Annotated in this window: 1 rRNA gene; it reads right to left on the bottom strand. The window is 52.6% G+C overall.

Going from position 1 to position 350, the window contains the following annotated elements:
• Window positions 1–86 (bottom strand): 16S ribosomal RNA (locus tag KW845_RS29805); the annotation flags it as partial.
• Window positions 87–350 lie beyond the last annotated feature (264 nt).

Genomic DNA, 350 nt, shown 5'->3' with positions numbered 1-350 from the left:
GACCGAAGTCCGCGCTGCCGTTCGACTTGCATGTGTAAAGCATCCCGCTAGCGTTCAATCTGAGCCAGGATCAAACTCTTCAGTTCAATCTCTGTAATGTTCGCGCACCATCATCCCGAAAGACGACAGCACTTCGCTCAAAGAAAATGAGGTTCCTTGAATGTTTGACATTCTTGGTACTTCACTTCTATGTGAGCGCCTGATTTCTCTTCGGCTTACCCGACCACCAAGCCCGCCCGAAGGCAAACCCCGTGGCCGTGCGCCGCGCCATCAAGCGCCCACACTTATCGGTTGTTTCGTTGTTAAAGAGCGGTACTGCCTACTGCGGTGCTGTTCTTGCAGCACAGAAA

This window comes from Bordetella sp. BOR01 (genome assembly GCF_019218885.1).
In the GTDB taxonomy this organism is placed as follows: Bacteria; Pseudomonadota; Gammaproteobacteria; order Burkholderiales; family Burkholderiaceae_B; genus Bordetella_A.
This window is presented reverse-complemented; position numbering and strand designations above follow the sequence as displayed.